This window comes from Mucilaginibacter sp. Mucisp86 (assembly GCF_047324315.1).
Taxonomy (GTDB): Bacteria; Bacteroidota; Bacteroidia; order Sphingobacteriales; family Sphingobacteriaceae; genus Mucilaginibacter.
In genome coordinates this window covers 811,278-831,885 of the sequence record NZ_CP168503.1, presented here as the reverse complement: position 1 = coordinate 831,885, position 20,608 = coordinate 811,278, and the positions used below count along the sequence as shown (strand labels likewise).

12 protein-coding genes are annotated in these 20,608 nt (G+C 46.7%); all 12 read left to right on the top strand.

Annotated features, from left to right (window positions below):
- The first annotated feature begins 12 nt into the window (after nt 1-12).
- The 12 genes from ACEN9X_RS03415 (at nt 13) to ACEN9X_RS03360 (ending at nt 20,603) form a co-directional block, all read left to right on the top strand.
- Nucleotides 13-1,674 carry a polysaccharide lyase gene (locus ACEN9X_RS03415; RefSeq protein WP_413669079.1) on the top strand — a complete coding sequence of 554 codons (1,662 nt, stop codon included), beginning with the start codon at nt 13-15 and terminating at the stop codon, nt 1,672-1,674.
- A 70-nt stretch (nt 1,675-1,744) separates the two neighbouring features.
- On the top strand, nt 1,745-4,843 hold the full coding sequence (locus ACEN9X_RS03410; RefSeq protein WP_413669078.1) for a DUF6298 domain-containing protein: 3,099 nt from the start codon (nt 1,745-1,747) through the stop codon (nt 4,841-4,843).
- A 293-nt stretch (nt 4,844-5,136) separates the two neighbouring features.
- Entirely contained in the window at nt 5,137-6,519 is a 1,383-nt protein-coding gene (locus tag ACEN9X_RS03405; RefSeq protein WP_413669077.1) for a glycoside hydrolase family 140 protein, read from the top strand.
- The gene (locus tag ACEN9X_RS03400; RefSeq protein ID WP_413669076.1) at nt 6,520-7,470 is read left to right on the top strand and encodes a glycoside hydrolase family 43 protein; all 951 of its coding nucleotides are present in this window, start codon (nt 6,520-6,522) and stop codon (nt 7,468-7,470) included. It abuts the gene before it with no gap.
- Entirely contained in the window at nt 7,463-9,298 is a 1,836-nt protein-coding gene (locus ACEN9X_RS03395) for a six-hairpin glycosidase (protein ID WP_413669075.1), read from the top strand. Before ACEN9X_RS03400 ends, ACEN9X_RS03395 begins: the two co-directional genes overlap by 8 nt.
- A 29-nt stretch (nt 9,299-9,327) precedes the next feature.
- On the top strand, nt 9,328-10,755 hold the full coding sequence (locus tag ACEN9X_RS03390; RefSeq protein WP_413669074.1) for a sialate O-acetylesterase: 1,428 nt from the start codon (nt 9,328-9,330) through the stop codon (nt 10,753-10,755).
- Nucleotides 10,756-10,763: 8 nt separating this feature from the next.
- Complete coding sequence (locus ACEN9X_RS03385) at nt 10,764-13,550, top strand: glycoside hydrolase family 2 TIM barrel-domain containing protein (protein WP_413669073.1); 2,787 nt, start codon at nt 10,764-10,766, stop codon at nt 13,548-13,550.
- 3 nt (nt 13,551-13,553) lie between these two features.
- On the top strand, nt 13,554-16,307 hold the full coding sequence (locus ACEN9X_RS03380) for a family 78 glycoside hydrolase catalytic domain (protein WP_413669072.1): 2,754 nt from the start codon (nt 13,554-13,556) through the stop codon (nt 16,305-16,307).
- Nucleotides 16,308-16,319: 12 nt separating this feature from the next.
- Nucleotides 16,320-17,045, top strand: a complete 726-nt coding sequence (locus ACEN9X_RS03375) for a DUF3826 domain-containing protein (protein WP_413669071.1) — start codon at nt 16,320-16,322, stop codon at nt 17,043-17,045.
- A 7-nt stretch (nt 17,046-17,052) separates the two neighbouring features.
- Nucleotides 17,053-18,183: a sialidase family protein gene (locus ACEN9X_RS03370; protein WP_413669070.1), complete on the top strand. Its 1,131-nt coding sequence runs from the start codon at nt 17,053-17,055 to the stop codon at nt 18,181-18,183.
- Nucleotides 18,184-18,315: 132 nt separating this feature from the next.
- Complete coding sequence (locus ACEN9X_RS03365; RefSeq protein WP_413669069.1) at nt 18,316-19,722, top strand: alpha/beta hydrolase family protein; 1,407 nt, start codon at nt 18,316-18,318, stop codon at nt 19,720-19,722.
- The gene (locus ACEN9X_RS03360) at nt 19,719-20,603 is read left to right on the top strand and encodes a sugar phosphate isomerase/epimerase family protein (RefSeq protein ID WP_413669068.1); all 885 of its coding nucleotides are present in this window, start codon (nt 19,719-19,721) and stop codon (nt 20,601-20,603) included. Before ACEN9X_RS03365 ends, ACEN9X_RS03360 begins: the two co-directional genes overlap by 4 nt.
- The last annotated feature ends 5 nt before the right edge of the window (nt 20,604-20,608 follow it).

Below are 20,608 nucleotides of genomic sequence, written 5' to 3'. Positions count from 1 at the left end.
CCAATATAGAATATGAAAAAACACACAGCTTTATTTTTAGTAGCAGCGGCATTGGGTTTAGCTAAACCGGCTTTTGCCCAATACCCTGAAGTGCCGGAGAAGGTTAAAGCAGAGAGTGAAGCTTTGATGAAAGAGGCTACCCGTCGTTCAGATTCAGCATGGGCGGTTGCACTGCCTATTATCCAGGCCGATCAGCGCCGTGGCAAAGTATACGTACCATGGGCTGCCCGCCCAACCGATCTGCCGCAGGCTAAGATCCCGGCATTTCCTGGTGCCGAAGGCGGTGGCAAATTTACCTTTGGCGGTCGTGGCGGTAAGGTATATGTAGTTACCAGTTTGGCTGATAATGGCCCCGGTACCCTGCGTGAGGCCTGTGAAAAAGGCGGTGCCCGTATCGTTGTATTTAACGTTGCCGGTATCATCCGTATCAAAACGCCAATTATTGTTAGGGCTCCGTACATTACTATTGAAGGACAAACTGCTCCGGGTGATGGTGTTTGCATTGCCGGCGAATCATTTTGGGTGAATACGCATGACGTTGTGATCCGGTATATGCGTTTCCGTCGTGGTGAAACCAATGTCGGTCGCAGGGATGATGCTTTGGGTGGCAACCCGGTAGGTAACATCATTGCCGATCACGTATCGGCAAGCTGGGGCCTGGACGAAAACTTTTCCATGTACCGCCACATGTTTGATCCGGGCGATGGCTCGAAAGAAGAGAAATTGGGTACTGTGAATATCACTATCCAAAACTGTATCTACTCCGAATCATTGGATTACTGGAACCACGCTTTTGGTTCAACTACCGGCGGCGAAAACAGCTCATTAATGCGTAACCTTTGGGCAGATAATACAGGCCGTAACCCATCAGTTGGTTGGAACGGTGTATACAACTTTGTAAATAACGTAGTATTTAACTGGCACCACCGTTCAATGGATGGCGGCGATTATACTACCAATTACAATGTGATCAATAACTATTTTAAACCAGGTCCGGTTACACCAAAAGATGAACCGGTTGGTCACCGCATCCTGAAACCGGAATCGGGCAGGAGCAAGCTTAAAGAAAAAGTATTCGGTCGTGTTTACGCCTCAGGTAACATCATGGAGGGCTATCCTGAGGTAACCAAAGATGCATGGAACGGTGGTATCCAGGTTGAAGGTCCGGGTGGTAAAGAATTACCTGATGCCGGCCAGTACAAGGATTATATGAAATCAGATGTTCCGTTCCCGATGCCTTCGATGACGATCTTATCGGCAAAAGATGCCTTTAAATTTGTTGTGGCAAATGCCGGCGCAACCTTGCCAAAACGCGACCCGGTTGATGTACGCATTACAGAGCAGGTACGTACCGGTAAAATCACGTACAAAGACATGGAAACCGATACTGCTTACCAGTTTAAAGTGCGTAAATTACCTAAAGACTCATACAAACTGGGTATCATCACTGCTCCATGGCAGGTTGGCGGCTATCCTGAATATAAAGGTACGCCTTACAAAGATTCGGATAACGACGGTTTACCTGACTCTTGGGAGCTGGCTCACGGCCTGAACCCTAAAGATGGCAAAGACTCGGCCCTGCCTGCAAAAAATGGCGGCGGTTATACCAATATCGAAGTATATTTAAATACAGTAGCCGCTAAAGGCGAAAAGAAATTGGCTTCGTTAAAATAATAAAGACACTATAATGCGGGGATTGAGGTTTACAAGGATTTATATTTGGGTTGGTTTAATGACTGGGGGGATGCTTTTGCATACCCCCTTATTTGCGCAGGATAAGAAAAAAGCCCCTAAACCACAGCCGCCTGTTGCTGCTGATAAAAACGGCAAATTAAATTATGTGGCCGCCCCAAATGGCGACCGTATTCCTGATTATTCGTATTGCGGATATATGGCTTCTGAAAAGCCGATCCCTTTTGTGCCTGTAAAAGTTGTAGTGCCTGTAAAAGCAGGTGACGCTACACTGAGGATCCAGGCCGCTTTAGATTATGTAGCCGGATTACCCGCTGATAAAGACGGTTTTCGCGGAGCGGTATTGCTGAATAAAGGCACTTACCAGGTTAATGGAAGCCTCAAAATAAACGCATCCGGCGTGGTTTTACGCGGAAGGGGGATGGGCCCTAACGGTACCGTATTATTCGCTGCCGGAACGGATAGGGAAACTTTTATACATGTAACCGGAAAAAATGACAGGCAAACATCCAAAGAAATTAAAATTACCGATGCTTATGTACCGGTAAATGCCAATACGCTGCATATTGCAGATGGCGCAAATATTAAAACCAGCGATCTGGTTTTAATTCACCGCCCAAGCACACAGGCATGGATCGGTACCATCAAAACCGATCATTTTGGCGGCGACCTAACCGCCTTAGCCTGGAAACCAGGCGAGCGTGATATTTATTGGGACAGGAAAGTAACTGCTGTTAATGGTAACACGGTGACTCTTGATGCACCGCTTACCACAGCTTTAGATACAGCCTATGGGGGCGGCTTAATAGCTTCTTACCAATGGCCTGGCAGGATTGCACAGGTTGGTATCGAAAACTTAAAACTCCAATCTACTTATAACGCTTCGAACCCTAAAGATGAAGCACACCGCTGGATGGCTATCACCATGGAAAACGTAAGTGACGCCTGGGTACGCCAGGTAACTTTTGAGCATTTTGCTGGCTCGGCAGTATTTGTTGGTACTACCGGTAACCGCGTTACAGTGGAGGATTGTAAATCACTTGCGCCGGTTTCGGAAATAGGGGGACAGCGCCGTAATACATTCTTGACTATGGGCGGACAAAATCTTTTTCAGCGTTTATATTCTGAGCAGGGTTTTCATGATTTTGCAACCGGCTATTGCGCACCGGGGCCAAATGCTTTTGTGCAATGTATGTCGGTAGGTTCGCTGGGTTTTAGTGGCGGTATTGATAGCTGGGGCTCAGGTGTTTTATTTGATATCGCCAATATTGATGGTCAGCCACTAAGCTATATGAACCGCGGACAGGACGGACAGGGTGCCGGATGGAGCGCAGCCAACAGCCTGTTCTGGAATTGTACCGCAGCCCGTGTTGATTGCTATCAACCGCCAACCGCTCAAAACTGGGCCTTCGGTACATGGGCGCAATTTGCCGGTGATGGTTATTGGAGTATACCAAACAGTACCATAAGCCCAAGAAGTTTTTACTATGCGCAGCTGGCTAGCCGTTTAAATAAAGATGTAACTAAGCAGGCCGATATCCTTTATCCGGCTACCGAGCCATCAAGCAGCCCAACTGTTGAACAAGCTGCCGAGTTGATGGCCGCTGCACGTAAACCTGCAGTAACTATCAGCAACTGGATAGATCAATCGCCAAAAAGAAATTCGATCAGCGTATCATCTGCAAACGCTAAAACTATTGACGAAATAGGATATAAAAATACTGCAACTGCGGCATTAGCTCCAAAGATGTCCGTTACCAACGGCTGGTTAACCCGTGGCAATGTGGTATTAACAGGCAGGCATTTTGAAACCCCGTGGTGGAGCGGCACCGTACATCCCGATTATACCGAAAAGGAAGCCAAACCGGCCATCTCCCGCTGGGTACCCGGCCAAATAGGTACCGGTTTAACTGACGATTTAAATTCAGTTACCGATTGGATGCGAAAAGATAATATAGTGGTATTTGAGCATAATTACGGTTTATGGTATGATCGCCGCCGCGACGATCACGAGCGCATCCGCAGGATGGATGGCGATGTTTGGGCCCCATTTTATGAGCTGCCATTCGCCCGCAGCGGTAAAGAGCTGGCTTACGATGGTTTAAGCAAATATGATTTGACCAAATACAATACCTGGTACTGGAACCGCCTGAAACAGTTTGCCGATCTGGCCGATCAGAAAGGTTTGGTGCTGGTCCACCAAAACTATTTTCAACATAACATTATTGAAGCAGGTGCGCATTACACCGATTTTCCGTGGCGCACGGCAAACAATATCAACGGCACGGGTTTCCCCGAGCCTGTACCTTACGCCGGCGATAAGCGCCAGTTTATGGCCGAGCAGTTTTATGACGAAACCGACCCGGCAAGGCGTAAGCTTCACATTGCCTACATCAATAAATGTATGGACAATTTCGCCGGTAATACCGGGGTGATCCAGCAGATAGGGGCAGAATTTACCGGTCCGCTGCACTTTATGAAGTTTTGGGTTGAAACTATTAAACAGTGGGAAACCACCCATAAAAAGAAACAGATCATAGGTTTGAGTGCCACCAAGGATGTGCAGGATGCTATTCTTGCTGATCCTGTAACGGCTTCGGTTATTAACGTCATCGATATCCGTTACTGGTACTACCAGGCCAACGGAACGGCTTATGAACCCATCGGTGGTCAAAGCCTGGCACCACGTCAGCAAGCCCGAATCTTTAAACCAAAGGCGGCATCGTTTGAACAGGTTTACCGTGCGGTACACGAATATCGCACCAAATACCCGGATAAAGCGGTGTTGTTTTCTGCCGATGATTACGACCATTTTGGCTGGGCGGTATTCATAGCCGGGGGATCATTACCTGTGCTGCCTGCCACAACCAATAAAGCTTTCCTGACTGATGCAAGCGGCATGAAACCGGTTGATTTGCCCGGTTCGCCTAAAGATCAATGGGGTTTGGCTTCATCAAAAGGATACATAGTTTACAGCAACGGCGGTGGGATCCACCTTGATCTATCAACTGGTATCAGCTACAAAGCACAATGGATCGACCCGAAAACCGGTGAGCTTTTACCCGGTGAAGAAACGATAAAGGGGACTGCTAATACGGAAATTAAAGCACAAGGGAACGGCGTTGCCATTTTGTGGTTAAGCCGTAATTGATGCTGCGCACGGTCAAGCGTCCACGCTCCTGTAAAATATGTGGAATGTAAAGCGTGGACGCTTACTTTGAGTATAGTTCAAGCGAAGGACGCTTGAACTTGCGAGATATATAAGAAAATGTCATTTCGATAGAGCAGAGGGGGCAGAGTGCAGGGGGCGAAAGAGAAATCTTATACGCCACGCAAATTTGTAATGGATGGTGTAAGGCAGGACGTATAAGATTTCTCCTCACGCAGCCGCACATTCCTAGTTGTTCGTCGAAATGACAATTGATTTTTAATTGTTACTATTTTATGCTTAAAAAATCTACCATACTAATTGCTATTGCATTATTGCTTTTTTCATTCAAAAGCGAGGATGTAATGCCCCATTTAAGCATATCCACCAACCACCGCTATTTTATGGCCGGCGATAAGCCATTTTTTTGGCTTGGTGATACCGGTTGGCTGCTGTTCTCCAAATTGAAAAGGGAAGAAGCTGAGCAATATCTCGACGTCCGGAGCAAGCAGGGTTTTAATGTGATCCAGGTGATGGTGGTGCATAGTATTAAAGAGACCAACGCTTATGGCGATTCGGCCCTGAGCAACAAGAATATCGCTCAACCTAAAACAACTCCCGGCAACACTTTTGGTAAAGGAAATGAGTATGATTATTGGGATCATATCGACTGGATCATTGCCAAAGCTGCTGAAAAAGGTTTATACGTTGCACTGGTACCCGTTTGGGGATCGGTTGTAAAAGAAAGCCATATCAGTGCGGAAAAAGCGAAAGCTTACGCCGAATTTTTAGCCAAAAGATATCATGACCGTCCAAATGTGATCTGGATGAATGGCGGTGACATTGCAGGTTCAGATTCATTACAAACCTGGAATGCTATTGGTAACACGCTGCACGACGTGGATGGAACACACCTGATTACCTATCATCCACGCGGCCGTACACAATCATCAAAATGGTTTCATAATGAAAGCTGGTTAGATTTTAATTGCTTTCAGTCCGGCCATCGCAATTACGCGCAGGATACCTCAAAGAAAGACCTGAAGTATGGCGAAGACAACTGGCGTTATGTAGAAACGGATTATAACCTATCGCCCGCAAAACCAACGCTTGATGCCGAACCATCGTACGAAAAAATTCCTTACGGATTACATAATATCAAATTACCCCGCTGGACTGCCGCCGACGTAAGGCGATATGGATACTGGTCGGTTTTTGCCGGGGCCTGCGGATATACTTATGGCGATAACGACGTAATGCAGATGCACAAGCCAACAGATAAAGGCAGTGCATATGGCTCAAAAGGCTACTGGTACAATTCGGTTAATGATCCCGGTGCTAAGCAGATGATTTATTTGAAAAGACTAATGCTGTCGCGCCCGTATCTGGATCGCGTACCCGATCAATCTTTGATAGCAGGTAACAATGGCGAAAAATACAAGAGGTTGATCGCCACCCGAGGCAAAAACTACGCGTTTGTATATACCTATACTGGTGTGCAGATCAATATCAATGCCGATAAACTGGAAGGCACCAAATTAAAAGCATCATGGTATAACCCGCGCAACGGGCAAACTACCGCTATCGGGACCTTCGCAAAAGCTAAAACAATCAAATTTAAACCACCCGGCAAGGTATCAAACGGTAACGACTGGGTGCTCATTATTGATGCGATATAAGTGAACAGGACTATTAAACATATCACCCTATTATTAGCTATTGCGTTGATGTTTTCATGCAGGGCCAGTAAAAGCGTGTACCTTTTTACCTCGTTTCATGAGCCCGCCAATGAAGGGTTGCGCTTCTTGTACAGTTACGATGCTTATCACTGGAATGCTATTGATCATATTTTCATTAAACCGGAAGTCGGCGACGCTAAAATCATGCGCGATCCATCCATAGCCCAGGGACCTGACGGGGTTTATCACCTGGTGTGGACAACCGGTTGGAAAAACGATAAAGGTATCGGTTATGCCAGTTCAAAAGACCTAATTCATTGGTCGGCAGAAGAGCATATTGAGGTAATGGCTAACGAGCCTACCGCAGTGAATGCCTGGGCACCGGAATTGTTTTATGATGAGGATAATAACTATTTCATTATCGTTTGGGCTTCTACTGTACCTTTTCGTTTTCCGAAGGGGCAGGAATATGAGAACAATAATCATCGCCTGTACTACACTACTACTAAAGATTTTAAAACCTTCAGCCCATCAAAGCTTTTCCTTGATCCTGGCTTTAGTGTGATTGATGCAGAGATCGTAAAGCGGGCCAAAAATGATTACGTGCTGGTTATGAAGGACAACACCCGGCCAAACCGCAATATCCTGGTGGCGTTCAGTAATAATCCTTTAGGCCCTTATAGTAACTATACGCCGAGGTTTACCGAACCCTACAGCGAAGGCCCCAGTATGACCAAAGCAGGCGATAACTGGCTCATCTATTATGACTCGTACCGCTTAAAAAGATATGGCGCTGTGCGCACAACCGACTTTAAAACTTTTACAGACCTGGCCGATAGCGTAAGCGTGCCGGTAGGGCATAAGCATGGCACCATATTTAAAGTCACCAAAAAACAGCTTGCGCAGCTTTTGCAGGCAGCCGGGCAAAGCAAAGGAGTTAAACATGAATAAGTTCATCATCATATTGTTTTTTATTTCGATGGCCTGTAGCGCCAATGCACAGGATACCGTGCATTACAGCGGCAATACGGTTGCGAACGTCGATTATCATCACGGGCAGTTAACCCCGGTAATTGGTGTGCACAGCAAGCAGATTTTCCGGGCCAACCGTGAACACCCGGAACTGGCCGATGGCTTTGGTTTTACCTACAACCATGCGCCCATGCTGGCTTATTGGAACAATACATTTTATGTAGAATACCTGAGCGATAAGGTAGGCGAAAGCGTGCCGCCGGGACAAACCCTGCTTATGACCTCGAAAGATGGTGAAGCATGGTCGAAACCAACAGTGGTTTTTCCCCAATATAAAATACCCGATGGTACTACTAAAGAGGGGCACCCCGGTGTAGCAAAAGACCTGTATTCGGTGATGCACCAGCGGATGGGTTTTTATACTTCTAAATCAAAACGTTTGCTGGTGCTTGGTTTTTATGGAATTTGTTTAGATGGTCATGATGATCCGAATGATGGCTTAGGCATTGGTCGCGTGGTACGTGAGGTTTTACCGAACGGCAAATTCGGGCCGGTCTATTTTATTCATTACAACCCAAAATGGAACGAAAAGAATACCTCATATCCTTTTTACAAAACCAGTAAGGACAAAGGTTTTGTACAGGCTTGCGATGAGCTGATGGCTAACCCGCTGATGATGATGCAGTGGGTTGAGGAAACCGACAGGAAAGATCCCTTGATCCCGCTGCATAAGGATTATAAAGCCTTCAACTTTTATCACCTGCCAGATGGCCGCGTGGTTGGCTTGTGGAAATACGCGCTTACCGCAATCAGTACTGATAACGGCAAAACATGGCCTGCAAATGCGGCCCGTGCACCGCGTTTTGTGACTGCCAACGCCAAAATCTGGGGGCAGCGCACATCCGACGGTAAATATGCTACCGTTTACAACCCTTCGGAGTTTCGCTGGCCGCTGGCTTTGTCTGTGAGTAAAGACGGATTGGATTACACCAATTTGTTGCTGGTTAACGGCGAGATCACCACCATGCGTTACGGTGGTGCTTATAAATCATACGGTCCGCAATATACGCGCGGTATCGAAGAAGGGAACGGTATCCCGCCCGATGGAAAACTTTGGGTAACCTACAGCATGAACAAGGAGGATATCTGGGTGTCATCGATCCCGGTACCGGTCACCGAAAAAGCGGATGCGCATGCTAACGAGGTTTTTAATCAGCTACCTGCCGGTAAAGAACTGGAGAAATGGAATACCTACAGCCCGCAATGGGCTCCCGCGGCTATCAACAAGTCGCCTGATGGAGAACGCGCGTTAACCCTAAAAGACAGCGACCCATTTGATTTTGCCAAAGCCGAGCGGGTTGTACCGGTTTCCAAAAAATTGATGACCGATTTTACTATCACGGCCGGACAAAACAACACCGGTATGCTGGATATCGAATTTCAGGACGAAAAAGGTACTGCCGCTATCAGGCTGACGCTTGATTCGGCAGGGCAATTCAGGACCAAGGCCGGGTACCGCAACAAAAACTTTATGAAATATGAGGCCGGTACACAATATCATATAGTGATCAAGCTGAATACCGATACCCGCTTTTACACCGTGATAGTAAACGGCAAGGATGTGCTTACCGGGCTGTTTTTTGCCCCGGTGTTGAGCATAAACCGGGTCGTGTTCCGTACCGGGGATATCAGGAGGTTCCCGGATGCTGATACTCCTACCGATCAGGATTTCGACCGTCCAAACGCCGGGGAAGCCGTAAAGCAAGCCGTCTTTTATATCAAATCATTTAAAACAAGTAACTACTAATAATGCTGCGCCTTATAAAATATTGTTGGTTGACGATCTGCCTGCTGAGTTCCGGGATTGCCGGCGCGCAGGTGGTTTTGCCCAAAGTATTGGGCAACAATATGGTGCTGCAGCGTAATGCACCCGTACCTGTTTGGGGCACAGCCTCGCCGGGCGAAAAGGTGACGGTGAAGTTTGCTAAACAAACCAAAACAACTATAACCGATGCAGCGGGCAAATGGATGGTAAAGCTTGACGCGATGCCGGCCTCCGCTAAACCCGCAACACTGACCATATCAGGTAAAAACACTATTCAACTGCAAAATATACTGGTGGGTGAGGTATGGCTCTGTTCGGGTCAATCAAACATGCAATACGAAATGCGCAAAAATAGTAAGGTGAAAAAGCCGGATACCAGCACCGCCAATTCGCCTGTTGATGAACTGGACCGCGCGCACAACCCGCAGATCAGGATCTTCCTGGTTACGCAGAAAAATTTGTTAAAGCCCGATTCTACACATTCGGGATGGAGTGTAGCTGAAGATTCGGCTTTGCGGGCATTTTCGGCAGCGGGGTATTTCTTTGCTAAAAATCTGCAGCATGACCTGAAAGTGCCCGTAGGTATTATTTCATCGGCAGTAAGCGGAAGCCGGATTGAGCCCTGGGTATCACAGGAGGGCTTTGATGCAATCCTATACTTTAAGGCGAACAACGTTAAGATAGATGGGGATCCCGGTAAGTTTTATGCCAAAATGATTGAACCGGTGGCTCCGTTTGCGTTGAAAGGTTTTTTATGGTACCAGGGCGAAAGTGCCTGCTTTTTAGGTGAAACCATCACTTACACCTACAAAATGGAAGCGCTGATCAACAACTGGCGTAAGCTTTGGGGCGATAAAACGCTGCCATTTTATTATGTGCAGATAGCACCCTATTACTATACCCAGGGAAAAGGCCCCGTAACCTATACGCCATTTACCGAACCTGAATTGCGCGAGGCGCAAGCTGCCGCCTTGCAAATCCCGCATACGGGCATGATCATCACTACTGATCTGAACGATGATCTTAAAAATATCCATCCGCCATTTAAATGGGAGATAGGCCGGCGTTTAGAACTACAGGCCCTGGCAAATACCTACAAGCAACCGGTAGTTTTTTCGGGCCCGGTGTATAAAAGCATGAAAATAAGCGGCAATAAGATCATCCTTGAGTTTGATCACGTAGGTGCCGGATTGGCAAGCCATGACGGTAAACCGCTTACTGATTTCACCATTGCCGGTACTGATGGAAACTTTGTTACAGCCGATGCCACTATCAAAGGCAATACCGTTGAAGTATCTGCCGCATCGGTCACCAAACCTGTAGCCGCGCGCTTTGCCTGGTCGGAAACCGCACAGCCCAATTTTTATAACAAGGATGGCTTGCCCGCTGCGCCCTTCCGCACGGATAACCCTCTGAAATTTATCTTAACTGCTAACTGAATATACTAATGAGATCTGCCTGTTTTAAAATATGGATTGTTTTGCTGTTTGTTATCAACTGGTCGGTAAGCCGTGCCCAGGAAACACAAAAGCTGTTCCTGTCGGGTACAGGGAGCGACCATACTGTAAACTGGCAATTCTTCTGTACTGCGGGCAATAATTCAGGCAAATGGACAACCATCCCGGTGCCATCAAACTGGGAGTTTCAGGGCTTTGGTAAATACAATTACGGCCTTGCAAAAGATAGCTTAAGAGGCAAGGAACAAGGACTTTATAAATATGAGTTTAAGGTGCCAGCGTCATGGCAGGGCGAGGCTATCAACATTGTTTTTGATGGCTCCATGACCGATACCGAGGTGAAGCTGAACGGCAAATCGGCAGGGGCGATTCACCAGGGATCATTTTATCGTTTTAAATATGATGTAAGCGCCTTGCTCAACTACGGCAAATCAAACTTGCTGGAGGTAACGGTATCCAAGCACTCTGCCAATGCATCAGTAAACGCAGCCGAACGCAAAGGCGATTTTTGGGTCTTCGGCGGGATTTTCAGGCCTGTGTTTTTGGAAGCATCGCCTAAATCTCATGTCAGCTATTATGCGGTTGATGCAAAGGCCAATGGTAACTTAAAAGCGCAACTGAAACTGGCATCAGTAAAGAACGGCACGGTAACAGGGCAGGTTTATACCTTGATAGGGCAAAAGTTTGGCGCTCCTTTTTCTGTGAAGGTTAATGCCGGGGATACCCTTGCCAATATCAGTACGCATGTTGCTTCGCCTAAATTATGGTCGCCGGAATTTCCTAACCTGTATAATGTGGTGTTTACGCTGAATGAGAATGGCAAGCCTGTTCACATGGTGAAGCAGCGAATAGGTTTCCGCACGGTTGAATTGAGGGAGCATGATGGCATTTATGTAAACAACGCAAAGATCAAATTCAAAGGGGTAAACCGTCATTCGTTTTGGCCAACCACAGGGAGGGCGCTCAACAAAAAGATCAGTATTGAAGATGTGCAGCTGATGAAGGATATGAACATGAACGCGGTGCGCATGTCGCATTACCCGCCCGATGATCATTTCCTGGATGTATGCGACTCATTAGGTCTTTTTGTATTGGACGAGCTCACCGGCTGGCATCATGCTTATGATGATGCGGTAGGCTCAAAACTAACTAAGGAACTGATTGAAAAAGATATCAATCACCCATCCATTGTGATCTGGGATAATGGTAACGAGGGCGGCTTCAACTTTAATCTTGATCATTGGTTTGATGAATTAGACATTCAAAAACGCCCGCTGATCCATCCCTGGGGTATCTTCCGCGGAACAAATACGCAGCATTATATCAATTATGATTACGGCACCAATACTGGTATCAACGGCCACGATATATTTTTCCCTACCGAGTTTTTGCATGGCTTATATGATGGCGGCGGCGGTGCCGGACTGGATGATTTCTGGAAACAGATGTGGCATACTCCGATCTCGGCGGGTGGTTTTATCTGGGATTTTGCTGATGAAGCAGTAGTTCGTACCGATAAAAACGGAGAACTGGACAGTGATGGCGATCACGGCCCCGACGGCATTGTCGGCCCTTATCACGAAAAAGAAGGCAGCTACTACGCCATCAAAGAAATTTGGAGCCCGGTATATCTTGAACCCCGCGAAATCACGCCGGCGTTTAACGGTACACTGCGTTTAGAGAACAGGTTCTCATACACTAATCTCAAACAGTGCACTTTCAGCTATAAACTGGCTACGCTCAATGGTGCCGGTTCAAAAACTAAAACCGGTACCATTGCTTCGCCGGATGTTGCGCCGGGACAGTATGGAAACCTGCAGTTGCAGCTACCAAAAGACTGGCAAAATTTCGATGTATTGTATGTGTCGGCATTTGATGTGAATAAGCATGAGCTGTTTACCTGGAGCTTCCCGGTAAGCAATCACGATCAAATCACTAACCGGATCATCGCCAAAACAGGAGGAAGCAAAGCTGTAATTACCGAAACCGATTCATTGTACAATGTTAAAACAGGTAACGGCATTGAGCTTGCTTTTAACCGTAATTCAGGCATCTTGGTTAGTGTTAAGAATGCAAAAGGGAATATTCCTTTTAACAACGGGCCAATATTAATAGAAGGGCAGGATCAAACAGGCTTTCAAAAGCTTACTTACCGTTATGAGGGCAATAACCTGGTTGTGGAAGCGGTATTCCCACCCAAAAAATCCGAGCCTTTATTGAAGTGGACGGTCTATCCATCGGGTTGGGTACAGCTTGATGTTAAATACTGGCCTATTGGCGAAGAAGCCACCCTGATGGGGGTTAATTTTTCCTTCCCTGAAAAAGAGATCAAAGGCGTTACTTATATGGGCGATGGTCCTTACCGGGTATGGAAAAACCGGATGAAGGGTACTTCGCTGGGTGTGTGGGACAAAACTTACAACAATACAATAACCGGGCAGGGTAAGGTCGTTTATCCCGAGTTTAAGGGTTATTACTCCAACCTGTATTGGATGAAACTACAAACCACCGGTCAACCGGTAACCATTGTTTGTAACAGCAGAGATGTGTTTATGCGTCTGTTTACACCCGCAAATCCTAAAAATGTGTACAATACCGCTCCGCTTTTTCCTTCGGGCGATATTTCGTTTATGCATGGCATTACTCCCATCGGTACCAAATCGCAAAAGCCTGAAAAACTGGGGCCCGGCGGGCAAAAGAACCAATATTTTAATTACGACAGGAATATAGAAGATGCGCTGTCGCTAAACCTGTATTTCGATTTTTCGGGTAAATAAAGGATGAAGAGGCTGTTCACATATCTCATTTTGTTGGCGTGCTTAATTTTAAGGACTGCCAACTGCTATGCAGATGCCCGCATCGGTTTACAAAACCTGAAATGCGAAATGCTGAGCAATCCTTCAGGCATCGGCACCACAAAGCCCCGGTTAAGCTGGCAAATCACCAGCGATACCCGAAATACCGACCAAGTTGCCTATCAAATTTTAGTAGCCTCAACTCCTGAAAAGTTAACAGCAGGACAGGGTGACCTGTGGGATTCGCACAAAGTAAACTCAAATGCATCTGTTATGGTTAACTACGCGGGCAAGCCATTGGGCAGCCGTGCAGCATGTTATTGGAAAGTCAGGGTGTGGACTAACAATGGCACAACCACCTGGAGCAAACCCGCGGCATGGACTATTGGTCTTTTAAATCCCACAGATTGGAAAGCCAAATGGATAGGCTGCGACCACGGTTTTGCCTGGGATAGCGTATCTAAATTCTCCCGGCTTTCTGCACGTTACTATCGCCACCAGTTTGATTTGAAGCCGGGTTTTAAAAAAGCGACGGCCTATATCGTTGGCCTTGGTCACTACGAGTTATATGTAAATGGCCAACCTATTGGCGACCAGGTTTTGGCCGGTCCGCCTACCGATTATACCCAATCAGTTAAATACAACACTTTTGATGTTACCCGTTACCTCAAGCAAGGAGGTAACGCCATCGGAACGGTGCTGGGCAACGGCAGGTATTTTACTATGCGGCCAAAGTACAAACCCAAAAAGATCAAGGAATTTGGTTTCCCCAAAATGCTGCTGCAACTGGAGGTTGAATATACCGATGGGACAAAGCAAACCATCCTAAGTGATAACAACTGGCATTTTACAGCCGATGGCTCTATCCGCACCAATAACGAATATGATGGCGAGGAATATGATGCTACCAAAGAGTTTCCGGGATGGAACAAGCCTGGTTTTGACGACAGCCAATGGCTTAAGGCCGAATTGGTACAAGCACCCGGCGGCAAGCTTGATGCGGAGATGAACGAGCCCATCAGGGTAATGGATACCATCAAACCAATCAGCATCAATCAATTAAAAAAAGATGTATGGATCATGGACCTGGGGCAAAATATGGCAGGCTGGTTACAGATGCATGTGAAAGGAAACCGGGGAGATAAAGTAACTCTTCGTTATGCCGAGACACTACAACCCAATAATGAACTTTATGTAGCCAACCTGCGTGATGCCAAGGTAACCGACGTGTATACACTGAAAGGCGGGGCAGAAGAGATCTGGCATCCGGTATTTGTGTATCATGGTTTTCGGTATGTGGAGATCAGCGGTTATCCCGGTAAGCCCGAATTAGCAGATTTTGAGGGACAGGTTGTTTATGATGCCCTGCCAACCATTGGCCATTTTGAAACATCTAACGATATCGTCAACAAGATCTATCATAATGCTTATTGGGGGATTTTGAGCAACTACAAAGGCATGCCGGTCGACTGCCCTCAACGAAACGAGCGGATGCCCTGGCTTGGCGATAGGGCAGTAGGCTCGCTGGGTGAAAGTTTTGTGTTTGCCAACGGTAATTTCTACGCCAAATGGCTGGATGATATCGCGCAATCGCAAAAAGCCGACGGCTCTATCCCCGATGTTGCCCCCGCTTATTGGAATTACTACAGCGATAACATGACCTGGCCCGGCACCTATATCCTGGTGGCCGATATGCTTTACCGCCAGTTTGCAGATCAGGCATCTATCGAAAAGCATTACGCATCCATGAAAAAATGGATGGACTACATGCGGGTTAAGTACATGAAAAACCACATCGTCACCAAAGATAAATATGGAGATTGGTGTGTACCGCCCGAATCGCCGGAGCTGATCCACGCTAAAGACTCTTCATTGAATACCGACGGGCAACTGATCGCGACAGCCTATTACTATCATTTATCCGGCTTGATGCAAAAGTTCGCTATCATGTTGCACAAACCTGCTGATGCGCAATTTTTCGCTACGACAAGGCAGAATATTGGTAAAGCATTTAATGATAGGTATTTTGATAAAACCACATCAAGATACAGTAACAATACAGTTACGGCCAATCTGCTGCCATTTTATTTCGGGATCACCCCAACTGCCCACAAACAAGCTGTATTTAAAAATATCGTGGCTAAGATCAACGAAGCCCATGACCATATCAGTACTGGCGTAATCGGTACCCAATGGTTGATGCGCGGCCTTACCGAATTTGGCTGCCCCGATCTGGCCTGGAAAATAGCTTCCAATACAACTTACCCAAGCTGGGGTTATATGGCTAACCGGGGCGCTACCACCATCTGGGAATTATGGAACGGCGATACCGCCAACCCTGCCATGAATTCCCGCAACCACATCATGCTATTGGGCGATCTGATTGCCTGGTTTTACCAGGACATAGCCGGGATAAAAACGGTTAATGCAGGCTTTAAGGAAACGGTTATGCAACCTGCGATTATCAAAGGGCTGGATAGTGTCAACGCTTCGTACCAAACAGCCTATGGCATTGTAAAAAGCAGTTACACTAATACTAAGGGCAGTTTTAACTGGCATGTTACTGTACCGCCAAACAGTGCAGCCCTGGTTTATGTGCCCGCAAAGAATATGAATGATGTGACTGAGGGCGGGAAGAAAATATCAGCCATAAAAGATATTAAACCGGTGAAAATGGACAATGGGAAGGCGGTGCTCAGCATTGGTTCGGGTGATTATGATTTTGAAGTAAAATATTAAAGCAACATTGATATGAAAAAATTAAACATAGCGGGTGCTATGCTGATAGCCTTACTATCGCTGTCGGGCACGTTAAAAGCCCAGGAACAACAGGTAACTAAATCGGCTCCATCTCCGGAGGCGCAGGCCAAAGCCGATGCGGAAGTGGATAAAAAAGCTATTGATTGGGTAACCTCATTATCCCTTACTGATACCGCAAAAGCTACCCGCGTAAAAAATGTGATAGCAACCCACCTCAAAGCCATCCGCGATTGGAACAACAACCATTCATACGAATCAGTTCCGGCAGGTATCGATCCTGCTACCGGGAAGGCATTGAGCACCATGGACAGGCAGATCATCATCAACTCATCACTGCCAAAATCGGTACATGAAAACCTGATGACCGGTTTACGTAATGATCTGACTGAAGAACAGGTTGAAACCGTATTGGATAAATATACCATCGGCAAAGTGGCCTTTACACTGGCCGGTTATAAATCTATCATCCCTAATCTTACCCCAGTTGAAGAAGAAGCAATCCTCGCTAACCTGAAACTGGCTCGAGAACAGGCTATCGATTTTAAAAATATCAAGCAGGTATCGGCCATTTTCGAAATCTACAAAACCAGGAACGAGCAATACCTCAACAGCAACGGCCGCAACTGGCACAAGCTCTACGGCGATTATACCAAAGCCATCATCGCAAAAAAGGCTGCTGATAAAGCTGCAAAGGACAAGGTTGCTACTCAAAAATAATACTACGATGTTAAAAAAGATCTTGTTTACCTGTGCTGCGGCTTGCTTATTTACAGCTAATGTATTTGCCCAAAATCCATGGCGTAAAGGCATTGTGAAAGACGAATTTATATATGATAAAGCGCCGTACCCCGAGTGTCATGCAGCAACCATCGCTGAAACACCAACCAGCCTTGTAGCCTCATGGTTTGGTGGTACCAAAGAGCGCAACCCCGATGTATGTATCTGGGTAAGCCGTTTTGTTGGTGGTAAATGGACAGAAGGGGTTAACGTTGCCAACGGCATCCAGAATGATACGTTGCGCTATGCCTGCTGGAACCCGGTACTATACCAGGTGCCTAAAGGAGAATTGCAGCTTTATTATAAAATAGGCCCGAGTCCGGCGAAATGGAAGGGTTTTGTAAAAACATCTAAAGACGGCGGCATTAGCTGGTCGGAGCAAAAGGCCTTGCCTGAGGGGTTTTTAGGACCTATCAAAAACAAGCCGGTGTTATTGAAAAATGGTACGTTGTTGAGTCCGGTGAGTACCGAAGGCAAAGCCTGGCAGGTGCATTTTGAGGCCACCAAGGATTTTGGCAAAAACTGGATAATGATAGGCCCCATCAGCGATGGTAAGGACATGAAAGCGATACAGCCAAGTATTTTAACTTATAAAGATGGCAGGCTGCAGGCGCTTTGCCGCAGCCAGAATAGGGCGATATTAAGCACATGGTCGAAGGATGGAGGGCAAACATGGTCTGCTTTGGAGAAAACTTCATTGCCCAATAATAACTCTGGTACCGATGCGGTGACTTTAAAAGATGGTCGCCAGTTGCTGGTTTATAACCATGTTTTGCCTCCGGGAAATTTAGCCAAGGGCGCGCGTACACCATTGAACGTAGCTGTTTCTAAAGATGGTATTACTTGGTATGCGGCTTTGATTTTGGAGGATTCGCCTATCAGCCAGTATTCTTATCCATCGGTTATTCAATCAGCAGATGGTTTGGTGCATGTGGTGTATACCTGGCGCAGGAAAAAAATAAAGCATGTGGTTATTGATCCTTCAAAGTTAGAGTTAAAAGAAATAAAGGATGGTGTTTGGCCCAAGGTGGAGGGGTATACGCCTCCGGTGGCTACGGGGGAGACTAAGGATTTGTAATGACGCTTCCTTTTTGTTTTATGTAGAGACGCATAATTGCGTCTCCCGTAGGACAAGCCGGTTGCAAGACTCTAAACGGCTTAATTTGCATGCGGGAGACGCAATTATGCGTCTCTACAAAAAAATAAAACAATGAAAAAACTGATCTACATACTGATAACCTGCCTCATAGTGATGAGTTTAAATGCCCGTGCGCAGCAAACTACCGATGCCATGTACAGGAAAACGCTAAAGGAGGTACTTGATGAGGTACAGGAAAAATACCATGTAAAGATCAAGTACACGGCTGCCCAGGTTGAGGGTAAATGGGTTAACTACGCCCAATGGCGGTTCAGGCCAAATGTGGATACCACACTGGCCAACATCCTTACCCCGCTCGATCTGAAGGTGAACAAAGAAGCCCCCGGCAGGTACAAACTCAAAGAATATGAATACTTCCGCTGGTCGGTAAGCGATGGCTGGAAGGAGCTTGACCGGATAGCCGCCCAATACCACGACCGTGATACCTGGGAGCAACGAAAGGCAATACTGAAACCCGAGCTTTACAAAGCTTTGGAGCTATCGCCGCTGCCTGCCAAACCGGCTTCAAAACCAATCATCACCCCTAAACGGACTTATGACGGTTACACGGTTGAGAATATCGCCATTGAAATTCTGCCTGGTTTGTACATTAACGGTTCACTATATAAGCCGTCCAAAATTAAAGGGAAGATCCCGGTGATCTTAAGTCCCGACGGGCATTGGGAACACCAGCGGTACCGTACCGATTGCCAGATCCGTTGTGCCTCGCTGGCACGGATGGGGGCAATGGCTTATAGCTATGACCTTTTTGCCTGGGGCGAGTCCTTGTTGCAATTTAAGGATGAAGATCATCGCCGTAGCCTGGCACAAACTATCCAGGCGCTTGGTGCTATCCGGATCCTGGATTATGTGCTTTCGCTTAAAGAAACCGACCCTGAACGGTTAGGCATCAGCGGCGGCTCGGGTGGCGGGAGCCATACCGTTTTGATGACTGCCATGGACGACAGGATCAAACTCAGCGCCCCCGTGGTCTCGGTGTCATCTTACTTTTATGGGGGATGCCCTTGCGAAAGCGGGATGCCTATCCATCAATGCGGCAACGGAACAGATAATGTAGAATTAGCTGCTATGGCTGCACCGCGTCCTCAGCTGCTCATTTCCGACGGGCAGGACTGGACAGCCAATATGCCCGAACATGATTTTCCTTATCTCCAAAAAATGTATGGTTATTACGGTGCCACGGATAAGGTAGAGAATGTGCATTTGCCCAATGAAGGTCACGATTTCGGCCCTTCAAAACGGGCGGCATTGTACGCTTTCGTGGCGAAGAATTTTCGGTTAGATCTAAATAAAATTAAAGACAGCAGCGGCAATTTTGATGACCAAAAGGTCACTATCGAAAAAGAACCTGCTATGTATGTGTTTGGTGACAAGGGCGAAAAGCTCCCGGCCAATGCCATAAAAGGTTTTGATCAGTTAGAGAAAGTATTTGCGCAGGCAACAAAAAATAAGTTATGAAATACAGGTTGATCTCGGGGTTATGGATGGGGTTGATGATGTGTGCTTTTGGCGCATCGTCGGTTGCCCAAACCGCATCAAAGCAGCGCTATAAAGTAGCGGTTGTTGATCTGATGATCCTCAAACGGCAAAAGTTAGGTGCATTTCAACTGGCTAAAGAAATCGGTGCAGACGGCGTTGAAGTAGATATGGGCGGCCTTGGCGACCGGGAGACTTTTGATAACCAGCTGGCCAATGATTCGATAAGGAATGTATTCCTGAACAAGGCGAAAGAGCTGAACCTCGAAATTCCATCCATGGGCATGACCGGATTCTTCGCCCAATCTTTTGCCGAACGGCCGACAGCGGTTAAGGCGGTTACCGATTGTATCAACACCATGAAGCAAATGGGTGTTAAAGTTGGCTTTTTGCCGATGGGCGTAAAAGGCGACCTGATAAAATACCCTGAATTGCGGCCCGCTATTGTTTCCCGCTTAAAGGAGGTTGGTAAAATTGCTGAAAAGGCCGGGGTGGTAATAGGCATTGAAACCGCATTGGATGCCAAAGGCGAGTTGCAGTTATTGAAGGATATAGGCTCACCGGCCATTAAAAGCTATTTCAATTTTGAAAACGCCATCAGGAACGGGCGGGATTTGGATGGCGAACTTAAAACCTTGGGCAAAAATTATATCGTGCAGATCCACTGTACCAATGATGACGGTGTTTGGCTGCAAAATGACCCCAAAATAAACATGAAGCAGGTAAAGGCCACTTTGGATAAAATGGGCTGGACGGGTTGGCTGGTCATTGAACGCTCGCGCGATGCCAAAGACCCACGCAATGTAAAGTGGAATTTCAGCGCTAATACCACATACGTAAAATCAATTTTTCAGGCTAACTAATAAAA